The sequence below is a fragment of the Streptomyces sp. NPDC059037 genome (assembly GCF_042740015.1).
GTDB lineage: Bacteria > Actinomycetota > Actinomycetes > Streptomycetales > Streptomycetaceae > Streptomyces.
The window spans coordinates 1-11,709 of sequence record NZ_JBHYIG010000302.1; the positions used below are offsets into that span (position 1 = coordinate 1).

General features: G+C 70.2%; 11 protein-coding genes. 7 read left to right on the forward strand and 4 right to left on the reverse strand.

What is annotated here, in order from left to right:
- Nucleotides 1–151: 151 nt before the first annotated feature.
- A complete protein-coding gene (locus ACFWY6_RS38680) occupies nt 152–772 on the reverse strand; it encodes a Uma2 family endonuclease (protein ID WP_384700616.1) in 621 nt (206 codons plus the stop codon).
- 228 nt (nt 773–1,000) lie between these two features.
- Here ACFWY6_RS38680 and ACFWY6_RS38685 point away from each other — a divergent pair, with 228 nt between their 5' ends.
- Both ACFWY6_RS38685 and ACFWY6_RS38690 read left to right on the forward strand, forming a co-directional pair.
- Nucleotides 1,001–1,621 carry a DJ-1/PfpI family protein gene (locus ACFWY6_RS38685; protein ID WP_384700617.1) on the forward strand — a complete coding sequence of 207 codons (621 nt, stop codon included), beginning with the start codon at nt 1,001–1,003 and terminating at the stop codon, nt 1,619–1,621.
- Nucleotides 1,622–1,662: 41 nt separating this feature from the next.
- On the forward strand, nt 1,663–2,298 hold the full coding sequence (locus ACFWY6_RS38690) for a hypothetical protein (protein WP_384700619.1): 636 nt from the start codon (nt 1,663–1,665) through the stop codon (nt 2,296–2,298).
- A gap of 1 nt (nt 2,299) precedes the next feature.
- On the opposite strand, the gene ACFWY6_RS38695 is transcribed toward ACFWY6_RS38690, so the two are convergent.
- Nucleotides 2,300–3,301 carry an alpha/beta fold hydrolase gene (locus ACFWY6_RS38695; protein ID WP_384700621.1) on the reverse strand — a complete coding sequence of 334 codons (1,002 nt, stop codon included), beginning with the start codon at nt 3,299–3,301 and terminating at the stop codon, nt 2,300–2,302.
- 162 nt (nt 3,302–3,463) lie between these two features.
- On the opposite strand from ACFWY6_RS38695, the gene ACFWY6_RS38700 reads away from it, so the two are divergent.
- A complete protein-coding gene (locus tag ACFWY6_RS38700) occupies nt 3,464–3,844 on the forward strand; it encodes a VOC family protein (protein ID WP_384700623.1) in 381 nt (126 codons plus the stop codon).
- A 2-nt stretch (nt 3,845–3,846) separates the two neighbouring features.
- Here ACFWY6_RS38700 and ACFWY6_RS38705 read toward each other — a convergent pair whose 3' ends face one another.
- Nucleotides 3,847–5,445, reverse strand: a complete 1,599-nt coding sequence (locus ACFWY6_RS38705; protein WP_384700625.1) for a FadD3 family acyl-CoA ligase — start codon at nt 5,443–5,445, stop codon at nt 3,847–3,849.
- 125 nt (nt 5,446–5,570) lie between these two features.
- On the opposite strand from ACFWY6_RS38705, the gene ACFWY6_RS38710 reads away from it, so the two are divergent.
- The 3 genes from ACFWY6_RS38710 (at nt 5,571) to ACFWY6_RS38720 (ending at nt 8,034) form a co-directional block, all read left to right on the forward strand.
- A complete protein-coding gene (locus tag ACFWY6_RS38710; RefSeq protein WP_384700627.1) occupies nt 5,571–6,722 on the forward strand; it encodes a lipid-transfer protein in 1,152 nt (383 codons plus the stop codon).
- Nucleotides 6,723–6,793: 71 nt separating this feature from the next.
- On the forward strand, nt 6,794–7,255 hold the full coding sequence (locus ACFWY6_RS38715) for a Zn-ribbon domain-containing OB-fold protein (protein WP_384700629.1): 462 nt from the start codon (nt 6,794–6,796) through the stop codon (nt 7,253–7,255).
- The gene (locus ACFWY6_RS38720) at nt 7,252–8,034 is read left to right on the forward strand and encodes an enoyl-CoA hydratase/isomerase family protein (protein ID WP_384700631.1); all 783 of its coding nucleotides are present in this window, start codon (nt 7,252–7,254) and stop codon (nt 8,032–8,034) included. The genes ACFWY6_RS38715 and ACFWY6_RS38720 overlap by 4 nt, the downstream gene beginning before the upstream one ends.
- A 158-nt stretch (nt 8,035–8,192) precedes the next feature.
- Here the strand turns inward: ACFWY6_RS38720 and ACFWY6_RS38725 are convergent, their stop codons facing one another.
- Nucleotides 8,193–10,559 carry a PQQ-binding-like beta-propeller repeat protein gene (locus ACFWY6_RS38725; protein ID WP_384700633.1) on the reverse strand — a complete coding sequence of 789 codons (2,367 nt, stop codon included), beginning with the start codon at nt 10,557–10,559 and terminating at the stop codon, nt 8,193–8,195.
- Between the two features lie 363 nt (nt 10,560–10,922).
- On the opposite strand from ACFWY6_RS38725, the gene ACFWY6_RS38730 reads away from it, so the two are divergent.
- A complete protein-coding gene (locus ACFWY6_RS38730) occupies nt 10,923–11,570 on the forward strand; it encodes a TetR family transcriptional regulator (protein WP_135335578.1) in 648 nt (215 codons plus the stop codon).
- The last annotated feature ends 139 nt before the right edge of the window (nt 11,571–11,709 follow it).

Below are 11,709 nucleotides of genomic sequence, written 5' to 3' on the forward strand. Positions count from 1 at the left end.
GGAGGGGTGGGTGTCAAGGGTGGAGCGCAGCGGAATCGGCGCAGCCGACGCGACGAAGGAGCGCCCTTGACTCCCGGCCCGGAACCGCCAACCTCAGGACAACCGGGCGGCCCCGGTAAGAACACCACCACCGGCCCACCAAGGCCCCGTATCAGACCTCGACCAGACTCCCCAGGTCGATGTCGACCGGGAACGGCACCTCAGTCGTGAGCTTGCCCGTGTGGACAGGGCTGTCGGGGCTCGGGACGAAGACGCCGGACTCGTGGTGTCGCCAGAACTCGTGCACGACCGGGATGTCGTCCTCGCCCCGCTCCACACGCCAGTAGTAGGCGATCCCGGCCTCGGCGTACATCCCCGGCTTCCGAAAGCGGTCGTCGGTGCGCGAACCGGGCGAGACTACCTCCACGGCCAGGACGACGCTGGTGACCGGCGTGCACTCCAGGGTGCGGACGTCCAGTCCAGTCTTGTCGAAGACCACGATGTCGGGCTTCGGGACGGTGCGCTCGTCGAACATGGTCCACCGCTCGACGTTTGCGGCGTATGGCTCACGCCTGGCTGTCCGCAGGTGAAAGTACAACTCGTCCCGCACCTGATCGTGCCACCACTTCGTCGCCCCACGTACCACGATGTTCCCATCCACGAGTTCCCAGTCGAACGGGACGTCCAGCCCTTTGACCTGGTCGTATGTCCAGCCGACTTCCTCCGGCGGGTACATCCAGTTCTCGGAGGTGGCCTGCGTCCGCTGGTCGCTGCTGTGTGCCTCTGCGGCCATGACTGCTCCCATGGAGGAGATCGTGGAGGGACTTGGCGTGGTGCGTTGCCCGTACGACGGTATCGCCACCCGCGCGAGTGAGGCGGCAACGTTCCTGCGCTCGCGTCGCGGCCTCGCCCCTTTGGCAGGAAAGGTGGGGGACTCGTCATTGCGGACACCCCTAGGCGGTTGAAGAATCGGTGGCACGCCCGGCCGGCAACGGATCCCGCCCTCCCAAAAGGCAGCCCCGTGCAGATCGCGATCCTGCTCTACGACAACTTCACCGCCCTGGACGCCATCGGCCCCTTCCAGACCCTCTCCGCGCTGCCCGACTCCGAAGTCGTCTTCGTCGCCGAGGAGGCCGGGCCCGTCCTCGATGACACCCGGGCGCTCTCCTTCGTCGCCACCAAGAAGCTTCGCGACGTCACTCGGCCCGACATCGTCGTCGTACCCGGCGGGCCCGCCCCCGCCCTCGACAACGAAGCCGTACTCGGGTGGCTCCGGAGCGTGGACTCCGGCACCGCCTGGACCACCTCCGTCTGCACCGGCTCCCTCATCCTCGCCGCCGCCGGACTGCTCGACGGGCGGCGGGCCACCTCCCATTGGCTTGCGCTTGAGCAGATCAAGCAGTTCGGGGTCGAGCCGACCGGGCAGCGCGTCGTCTTCGACGGCAAGTACGTCACCGCCGCGGGAGTCTCCGCCGGGATCGACATGGGGCTCACCCTCCTCGGGAAGATCGCGGGCGACGAGTGCGCGCAGGCCCGGCAGTTGCTCATCGAGTACGACCCCCAGCCGCCGTACGACGCGGGGTCCCCGCAGAAGGCACCCGCCTCGGTGGTGGAGATGGTCCGGGGGCAGGGAACCGTCTGAAAGGGGCAGCTCCCTTACGGGAACGTGGCAGAGTCACCGGCATGGTCCGCATGGTCACGTCACCGCAGCGGCCGCGCCTCGGCGCGGTGTCCGCTCTCCTCATAGCCGCCGCCCTCGCAGCACTCACTGCCGGCTGCGGCGAGCAGCAGCAGCACGACACCACGGCCGGCACCCCCGGCTCCAGTCAGAGCGCCGGCTCCAGCCCAACCCCCAGCTCCCCCGGCGCCTCCCCCTACGTAGAACCCGGAGTCGTCGACGGTGCGCCCCACAACGGGGACAACAACGCCTACCGCCGTCCCGGCGACATGACCCCGGCCGACGAGGAAGCCGCCCAGGCCGAGGCCGCCCGCATGGAGCCCGTGCTCAAGCAGCTCCACAGAGAAGAGAAGTGGGACCCGGAGATTGTGAAGGCCGCGCTCACCGGCAAGCTCGGGTACGAGATCCGGAAGGTCAGCAGCCGGGGCAAGCTGCTCGGCGGCGAGCTCGATGTTCAGGAGATGCGCTCGCGCTACGACGGCGAGAACGATGAGTACGTCACGCCCGAGGGGGCGTCCATCGGTCTCTACGTAGGCGAGCACGCCTGCGTCACCGCCTTCGTGCAGCCGACCAACTACGGCCTGAAGACCAACGGGCCCTTCCCGGAGACCGGTTGCATGGAACCGCCCGTCGGGCACTGACTCAGCGAAGGCCCCGCAGCCACTCCAGCAGCAGACGGTTCACCTCACCGGGCCGCTCCTGCTGCACCCAGTGCCCGCAGCCCTCCAGGATGTGCGAGGACACTAGGCCGGGGAGCGTCTCGGGGTACGCCTTGATCGCGTCGGACAGCCAGCTCGTCGAGGCGTCGAGTTCGCCGCCGATGAAGAGGGAGGGCTGGCGGATCGGTGCCGAGTCCCAGGCCGCCAGGTCCTCCCAGTCGCGGTCGACGTTGCGGTAGCGGTTGAGCGCTCCGGTCAGGCCCGTCCGTTCGAACTCGGCGGCGTAGACGTCGAGTTCGGCCTCCGTCAGCCAGGAGGGCAGCACCCCTCGATCCTCGAAACGGTCCGCCATCTTCCCGCCCGGCGCGATGAAGTGGAGGCTGCCGCCCGCAGCGGAGGGCGGTCGCAGCGTGTCCGCCGAGAGCCCCGCGTAGAAGCCCGCCAGCCAGCCCCGCACATCCGGCTCGATCTCCGCCTCCGCCCTTCCCGGCTCCTGGAAGTACGAGACGTAGAACTCCTCGTCTCCGCCGATCCGCGCGAACGCCTCCGTCGGCCGGAAGCCGTTCCGTGGCGCGTAGGGGACGCTCAGCAGGGCCACCGCCGTGAAGACGTCCGGCCTGAGCAGCGCGGAATTGGCCGCGATGGCCGAGCCCCAGTCGTGCCCGATGATCGTCGCGGTCTCCTCACCGGTGCCGAGGCCCAGCGCCCGCACGACCCCCACGTTGTCCGCCACATGCGCCAGCATCCGGTACGCCTCCACCTCCCTCGGCTTCGACGAGCGCCCGTATCCGCGTACGTCGACGGCGACCGCCCGGAAGCCCGCCTCCGCGAGAACCGGAAGCTGATGACGCCAGGAGTACCAGGACTCGGGGAAACCGTGCACGAGCAGGACCAGCGGGCCCTCCCCCTGCTCCACCAGGTGGATCCGGCCACCGCCGGGGACGTCCACCAGTCGGTGCTGCGGGCCGTGCGTCGCGCTCGGCATGTTTCCTCCCGGATCCCGGATCAGGCGTTACGTACGTACACCACGATCCTGGGCTCCTGGACCGACCGCCCGCCAGGAACTTTGCCAGGGCGGCAAACGGACCCGAACGCTCACCCGAAACTCGTTGGACAGCCGGTCCGCCGCTCCCCGATAGTCCCGCTCATGAGTTCTTTGGTGCGCCACCTCACATTCGACTGTTCCGACGCCTATCGCCAGGGCACCTTCTGGGCCGAAGTCCTTGGCGGGAAAATCTCCGACGAAGACTTCCCCGGGGACCCGGAAGCGCTGGTCGAGGCCGACGGGATGACCCTTCTCTTCGTCACCGTGCCCGACGGCAAGACCGTCAAGAACCGTGTCCATGTCGATCTGCAGCCGCAGGACCGGACCCGCGACGAAGAGGTCGAGCGGCTGCTCGCGATCGGGGCGAAAGTCTTCGAGGATCACCGGAAGCCCGACGGGCGGGGCTGGGTCACCCTCCTCGACCTTGAGGGGAACGAGTTCTGCGTCGAGCGCAGTGCCAGGGAGCGAGAGAGCGCCAACTAGGGTCAGCGGACCCGTAGTTCACCCTTCAGGACCTTGCCGCTCGCGTTCCTCGGCAGCTCCGTCACGAACTCGATCTGCCTCGGCACCTTGTAGTTGGCCATCTCCCTGCGCGACCAGGCGATCAGGTCGTCGGAGGTGAGGACCGCGCCGGGGCGGCGCACCACATACGCCTTGCCCACCTCGCCCAGGCGCGGATCCGGGACGCCGATCACCGCCACGTCCGCCACCTGCGGGTGCACACCGATGAGTTGCTCTATCTCGGCGGGGTAGGCGTTGAAGCCGCCGACGATGAACATGTCCTTGATGCGGTCGGTGATGCGGAGGTTGCCCGCCCCGTCGAGGACCCCCACGTCGCCCGTGCGCAGCCAGCCGTCCGGTGTGAGCGTCTTCTTCGTCTCCGCCGGGTCCTCGAAGTAGCCCTGCATGACGTTGTGTCCGCGGACGAGGATCTCGCCCGGATGGCCCGGCGAGAGCGTCTCGCCGCCGGGGGACACCACCCGTACCTCCGTGTCGGGGATGGCGCGGCCCGACGTGGCGGCGATGATCCGCGCCGGGTCTCCCTGGCGGCACATCGTCACGATGCCGCTCGCCTCCGAGAGGCCGTACGCCGTCAGGACGGTGGCGATGTGGAGTTCGCTGCGCAGGCGTTCCACCAGTTGGAGGGGGACCACCGCCGCGCCCGTCACCACCAGGCGCAGGGCGGAGAGGTCGTGCTGGTCGCGGGAGGGGTGGTCCAGGAGCGACTGGTGCAGGGTCGGCGGGCCGGGGAGGACGGAGATCCTCTCCGCCGCCACGTTCGCAAGCACCGTGTCCACGTTGAAGACCGGCTGCGGGATCATCGTCGCGCCCCGCATCAGGCAGGCGATGATCCCCGCCTTGTAGCCGAAGGTGTGGAAGAAGGGGTTCACGATCAGGTAGCGGTCGCCTTCGCGCAGCCCCGCGAGCTCGCTCCAGACGTCGTAGCAGCGCAGGGTCTGGGCGTGGGTGATGACCGCGCCCTTGGGGCGCCCCGTCGTGCCCGACGTGTAGATGATGTCCGAGGGGGCGTCGCCGTCGATGCCGTCCGCGCGCGCCCGGACGTCCTTCGTGCTCACCCCGTCGCCGCTCGCGACGAAGTCCTTCCAGGAACGGAAGTCCTCCGGGGCGTCGTCGGACAGGACGACCACCTGCTCGAGGTGCGGAAGGCCCGGCAGCGGGCCGTCTCCCCTTCCCTCGGCGGTCGCGCGCCGCAGCGAGGCGACGTACGACGTACCGAGGAAGGTGCCGGTGATGAAGAGCAGCTTCGCGCGGCTGCGTTCGAGGACGTAGGCGGCCTCCGTGCCCTTGAAGCGGGTGTTCAGGGGGACGAGGACCGCGCCCGCCGAGACGGCGCCCAGCGCGGAGACGATCCAGTCGAGCGTGTTGGGCGCCCAAACCGCCACCCGGTCCCCGGAGTTGACCCCGTTGGCCATGCACGCGGCAGCCGATCGCTCCACGCGCCGGCCGAGCTCCTCGTACGAGATACGGGTGCGGCCCTCGACGACCGCCTCCTGCTGCCCGTACCGCTCGGCGGCCGCCCGGACAAGTCCCGGGATGCTGCCCCACTCCAGGTCGCCGCGCATAGAAAGCCCCTCCGAACGCAGTAGCTGACTATCCGTCAGATTAGCTGTAGCCTGACGCGCTGTCAGCAGTCGGGACGTATGGCGAAGCCCTGAGGGGCTGGCCGCCCGGGGAGGTGCCGTTGCCCATGGCTTCACTCAAAGACGCTACAGCGATAGTCGGGATCGGACAGACCGCGTTCGCGAAACAACTGCCGGAGGACGAGAAGACGTTGGCGTGCCGTGCCATCGTCGCCGCGCTCGACGACGCGGGCATCGCACCGTCCGAGGTCGACGCGTTCGCCTCGTACACGATGGAGGAGACGGACGAGGTCGAGATCGCCAAGGCGATCGGCGCCGGAGACGTCACCCACTTCAGCAAGGTCGGCTACGGCGGCGGCGGTTCCTGCGCCACCGTCGCGCACCTCGCGGCCGCCGTCGCCACCGGACAGGCGAGCGTCGGCGTCGCCTGGCGCTCCCGGAAGCGGGGCAGCGGCCCGCGCCCCTGGAAGAACACGGCGGTCCAACTCCCCACCCCCGCCCAGTGGACCCGCCCCTTCGGGCTGCTCCGCCCGGCCGACGAGATCGGGATGCTCGCCCGCCGCTATATGCACGAGTACGGCGCGACCCGCGACCACCTCTTCAACGTCGCCCTCGCCTGCCGCAACCGCGCCAACCAGAACCCGGCCGCGATGATGTACGAGCGCCCGCTGACCCGCGACATGTATATGACGTCACGCTGGATCAGCGAGCCGCTCTGCCTCTTCGACAACTGCCTTGAGACGGATGGTGCGTTGGCGTGCGTCATCGTCTCGGCCGAGCGGGCCCGCGACTGCCGTCAGAAGCCCGTGTACGTCCACTCCGTCGCCCAGGGGCTGCCCGCGCAGCACCACGGGATGGTCAACTACTGGAACGACGACCCGCTGACGGGCCCCGCCTGGACGGCGGCCCGACACCTGTGGAAGCAGGCGGACTTCGGGCCGGAGGATGTGGACGTGGCGCAGATCTACGACGCCTTCACACCGCTGATCCCGCTGTCGCTCGAAGGGTACGGCTTCTGCGGGCGGGGCGAGGGCGGCGCGTTCACGGAGGGCGGCGCACTGGAGAGCGGCGGCCGCCTCCCGATCAACACCGGCGGCGGTGGCCTGAGCGAGGCGTACGTACACGGCTTCAACCTGATCAACGAGGGCGTGAAGCAGCTGCGGGGCACGAGCACGGCCCAGGTCCCGGATGCGGCCACTTGCCTGGTGACGGCGGGAGAGGGAGTCCCGACGTCGGCGGTGCTACTGCGGGCCCCGTAAAGCCCCCTGAGGGGCGCGGGGAACTGCGCGAGCAACCACATTCCAACCCGCAGCCGCAAAAGGACACCCACATGGCAGACGCGACACAACAGACCGAGCCCCTCCTGACCCCCACGATCGACACAGACGGCGCCCTCTTCTGGGAGTACGCCGCCCAAGGCGAACTCCGCATACAAGCCTGCGCCAACCCCGCCTGCGGCGAACTCCGCTTCCCGCCCCGCCCCTGCTGCCCTCACTGCCAGTCCTTCCAAAGCGAGTGGCGCAAGATGAGCGGCAAGGCCCGCATCTGGTCCTACGTACGCCCCCACCCACCCCTGCTCCCCGCGTACGCGGAACACGCCCCGTACAACGCGATCATCGTCGAACTGGCCGACGCCCCCCGCATCCGCCTGGTCGGCAACCTCGTGGCCACCCCCGACGCCCCCCTGAACTCCGTCGACCCCGAACGCATCCGCATCGGCGCGAAGGTCCAGATCGCCTTCACCGAGATCGACGGCATAGCGATGCCCCGCTGGCTCCTGGAGCGGCCATGACCCCCGGGAGGACCCTGAACGTACGGACCGACAAGGAGACGGGCGTCGCGATCGTCACCCTCGACCGCCCCACCCGTCACAACGCCATCGACACCACGACGGCCGCCGAACTCACCGCCACCTGGCGGAAGTTCCGCTTCGACGACACCGTACGGGCCATCGTCCTCACCGGCGCCGGCGAGAAGGCGTTCTGCACCGGCATCGACCGCGGCACCGACGTCCCGCAGCCCGACTCCCCCTACTCCATGGACGATCCGCTCCTGACCGTCGGCCCCAAGGCCAACGACCTCTGGAAGCCGGTCATCGCCGCCGTCAACGGAATGGCCTGCGGCGGTGCCTTCTATCTCATCGGCGAGGCGGAGTTCGTGATCGCCGCCGAGCACGCCACCTTCTTCGACCCGCACACGACGTACGGCATGGTCAGCGCGTACGAGTCGATCCACATGGCGCAGCGGATGCCGTACGGGGAGATCGCGCGGATGTCGCTGATGGGCTCGGCGGAACGGGTCTCGGCCCGCCGCGCGTACGAGACGGGCCTGGTCTCCGAGCTCACCGCGCCCGAGGAACTCCTCCCCGCCGCCACGAAGGCCGCCGAGGTCATCGCGGCTCACCCGACCGAGGCGGTCCAGGGCACGGTGCGCGCGCTCTGGTCGTCCAGGGAGGCGGCCCGCACGCACGCCCTGGCGCAGGCGCCGCATCTGATCACGCTCGGCAATCTGCCGCAGGAACGGCAGGCGGAACTGTTCACGGGCCGCGGCTCCGGCCACCGGACGAGATGACCGGCGTACGGAAGGGGAAGAAGGGGAAGGTGGCGTGGGTCACACAGACGGCGTAGCGTCAGCAGTGGCGGCCGCCGTCTAGCCCCTTCCAAGCCTGGTACGACGGCCGTCCCACCGGCAGGGGAAGCCCCCGGTCGTCCCACAGGCCCCGCCCGGGCCTAGGACCGCGCCGTCCCGGTCCCCCGCTCCGCGTCCAGCGCGTAGACGCACCGGTCCTTGCTGCACGCGTACACGACGCCGTCCCGCACCACGGGCGCCCCGGTGATCTCTCCCCCGGTGGCCAGCTTCCAGCGCAGGCGGCCGTCGTCGGCCTTCAGTGTGTACAGCAGGTGGTCGGTCGAGCCGAAGTGGATGCGCCGGTCGGCGACGACGGGCGTGCCGACGACCTCGCCGCCCGCCTGGAAGCGCCACTTCGGCGTGCCCGTCACGGCGTCCAGCGTGTAGAGGCCCTTGCCGCTGCCCACGTGGACATGGCCGTCGGCGACGAGCACCGGCTCGATCGACGCCCGGGACTCCGTGGCGATGCGCCAGCGATCACGGCCGTCGGTGGCGTCGAGGGCGTACACAGTGCCCAGGTAGTCGGCGAGATACACGCCACCGCCCGTCACCGCGGGCCCCGGCGCGAACGCCGGCGGGCACAGGAAGACGGCGGGCGCCTCGAAGTGCCAGCGGACGTGGCCGCCCGCCACGTCGATCGCGAGGACGCGGGTGCCGGCGGACACGTAGACGTAGCCGTCCTCCGCCTGCGTCAGGCGGACCGGTACGCCCCCGCAGGAGGCCGCGTCGCCGATGGGGTACGACCAGCGCTCCTCGCCGGTGCGTGCCTCCAGGGCGCGCAGGCGTGCGTTCTGCCAGACATAAACCGTGCCGTCGTGGATGACGGGGCCCGCTTCGGGGGTCTCGAAGTCGGTCTGGGCTCCGGTGATCTCCCAGAGCTTCTCGCCGTTCGCCGCCTCCCAGGCCTGTACGCCGCCGCCGCGCGTGCCGGTGACGACCGTGCCCCGGTCGGCGTGCAGGGAGTACACCCAGGCGTCGGTGGGCAGCCGCCACAGGTCCGAGCCGTCGGCGCCGTCGAGCGCGTACAGCGTGGGGCCGTCGGATGCGTGGATACGTCCGTCGGCGACCGCCATGGACCAGGCGACGTCCCGCGTCTTGAAGCTGCGGCGGCCCGTGCCCACGTCCAGGGCGTGCACCTCGAAGGACGTGACGTAGACCAGGTTCCCGGCGACGGCGGGCGTGCCCCATACGTCATTGGACATACGGAAACGCCACGGCCGCCAGGCCGCCCCCGCGTCCGGCGCCGCGGTGGGCGCGGGCACCACGGGGTCGGCGCCGTTCGCCGCGGCCTTGGAGCGCGACCAGGACGCGGCGAGGCCGGCCTCGGCGGGTGGTGCGGCCACGGCTGCGGCGCGGGCGTCGGCCACCCGGGGTCCAGGACCGATCGGCACCTTCGCCCCGGCGAGACGCACAGGTCCCGCGTCCGGCACGCCACCGAGCTGCGGCGGCTGGGACGGCGGGGCGGGCGGCGAGTGCGGGGGCTGCGGCGCGGCGGCGGAGGAGGCGGGGGACGCGCCCCGGCCGCCGCTCCTGCCCGAGGACGAAGCCGCGACCCGTGCGGGCGGGCGGCCGCCCCTGCGGGCCTCGATGAGGGCGACGGCCCGCTCCGGCAGCCACGCGGACGCCGTACCGCTGTCGCCGTCCTCGCTCTCGGATGCGAAGAGGTGCGGCGCGAGCTGGGCCTGGAGGTCGGCGGGGCTGGGCCTGAGTGCCGCCTCCATCTGCATGCACGTCTCGATGAGCGGACGCAGCTCGTCCGGGAGTCCCTCCAGGTCAGGGCCTTCGCGGAGAAGCATGAAGACGGTCTCGACGGGGTTCGCGCCGTGGAAGGGGGCGTGGCCGGTCGCGGCGAAGACGAGCATCGAGCCGAGCGAGAAGACATCGCTGGCGCCGGTGACGCTGCGCGAGTCCTTCGCCTGCTCGGGCGACATGTACGCGGGGGTGCCCACCGCGACGTTCGTCATGGTCAGGCGGGTGTTGGAGACGCCGGACGCGATGCCGAAGTCGATGACGCGGGGTCCGTCCTCGACGACGAGTACGTTCGACGGCTTGAGGTCGCGGTGGACCAGGCCCGCGCCGTGGATGGACTCCAGGGCCTCGGCGACGCCCGCCGCCAGCCAGCGCACGGCCTGGGTGGGCAGCGGCCCGTGCTCATTCACTATTTCTTCGAGGGAGGGCGCGGGAACGTACGCGGTGGCGAGCCACGGCACCGCGGCGCGCGGGTCGGCGTCCACGACGGCGGCCGTATAGAAACCGGACACGGCCCGTGCGGCCTCGACCTCGCGCGTGAAGCGGACCCGGAACAGCTGGTCCTCGGCGAGCTCGGTCCGCACCGTCTTGATCGCCACCCGCCGACCTGACGCGGAGCGCGCGAGGTAGACAAGGCCCATGCCACCGGCTCCGAGCCGGCCGAGCACCTCGAACGGGCCGATCCGCCTCGGATCGTGCTGCGTCAGCTGATCCACCACTTGCCCTGCCACCTCCCCGTACGCGGGCACCGTATCGAGCGGCCCCGTGCAGCGTCTCACCACCGAGCCGCTACGGCGGCACGCACCCTGATTCTTCCTGTACGGGGCGACGGTTGCGAACCGGGGGCGGGATCGGGGTGTCTCGGGACAAAGGAGACGCAAGAAGGGACGCAAGGGGGAGAAGAAACGCCAGAGGCGCTCGATTCGAACGTACGCTCCATTTAATGGGCGGCCGGAATCCACCGCCGAGACCCGTATCCACCCGCGCGGGCGGATCGGGCGAATACCGAGACGAATAGCGCCCCCAACCCCATTTGCACTCGGCCGAATCGCGCTCCGATCACCCCTCGGTAAGCTGACGGCATGACAGGACAGGTACGTACCGTCGACGGCCGCGTGGCCGGTCGGCGCGGTCAGGCGACGCGTCAGAAGCTGCTCGACTGCCTCAGCGAGATGCTCAGCTCCTCGCCCTACCGGGACGTCAAAGTCATCGACGTCGCCCGGAAGGCGGGGACTTCACCAGCGACCTTCTACCAGTACTTCCCGGACGTCGAGGGCGCCGTCCTGGAGATTGCCGAGCAAATGGCCGCCGAGGGCGCCGAGTTGACCCAGCTGCTCGACGGGCGGTCCTGGGTCGGCAAGGCGGGGTGGCAGACCGCTCAGGAGCTTGTCGACGGCTTCCTCGACTTCTGGCGCAAGAACGACGCGATCCTCCGGGTCGTCGATCTGGGCGCCGCCGAGGGCGACAAGCGCTTCTACAAGATCCGCATGAAGATCCTCAACTCCGTCAACAACTCCCTTACGGACACGGTCAAGGAACTCCAGGCCAAGGGCAAGGTCGACAAGGACGTCAGCCCGGCGGCCATGGCCGGCTCCCTGGTGGCGATGCTCGCCGCGGTCGCCTCGCACCAGCGGGGGTTCCAGACGTGGGGCGTCAAGCAGGCTGAACTGAAGCCGAATCTGGCGCTGTTGGTTCACTTGGGAGTGACAGGCAAGAAGCCGACGAAGTAGCCCCCGAGGGGGCCGACTTCCCAAGTCCTGTCATGCGCAGCGGCGGGTGACCCGGGGGTTTCGCCCCGGGGGCGCCCCCGGACCACCCCCCCGCCGCGCGGGACATGCGGATATCCCCCCGCCCGCGGGCTTGGTTCGG

Coding starts and splice junctions, on each gene's coding strand:
- ACFWY6_RS38680 (WP_384700616.1), bottom strand. CDS start 772: ATGGCCGCAGAGGCACACAGCAGCGACCAGCGGACGCAGGCCACCTCC.
- ACFWY6_RS38695 (WP_384700621.1), bottom strand. CDS start 3,301: ATGCCGAGCGCGACGCACGGCCCGCAGCACCGACTGGTGGACGTCCCC.
- ACFWY6_RS38715 (WP_384700629.1), top strand. CDS start 6,794: ATGGCAGACGCGACACAACAGACCGAGCCCCTCCTGACCCCCACGATC.
- ACFWY6_RS38730 (WP_135335578.1), top strand. CDS start 10,923: ATGACAGGACAGGTACGTACCGTCGACGGCCGCGTGGCCGGTCGGCGC.
- ACFWY6_RS38720 (WP_384700631.1), top strand. CDS start 7,252: ATGACCCCCGGGAGGACCCTGAACGTACGGACCGACAAGGAGACGGGC.
- ACFWY6_RS38705 (WP_384700625.1), bottom strand. CDS start 5,445: ATGCGCGGCGACCTGGAGTGGGGCAGCATCCCGGGACTTGTCCGGGCG.
- ACFWY6_RS38710 (WP_384700627.1), top strand. CDS start 5,571: ATGGCTTCACTCAAAGACGCTACAGCGATAGTCGGGATCGGACAGACC.
- ACFWY6_RS38690 (WP_384700619.1), top strand. CDS start 1,663: ATGGTCCGCATGGTCACGTCACCGCAGCGGCCGCGCCTCGGCGCGGTG.
- ACFWY6_RS38700 (WP_384700623.1), top strand. CDS start 3,464: ATGAGTTCTTTGGTGCGCCACCTCACATTCGACTGTTCCGACGCCTAT.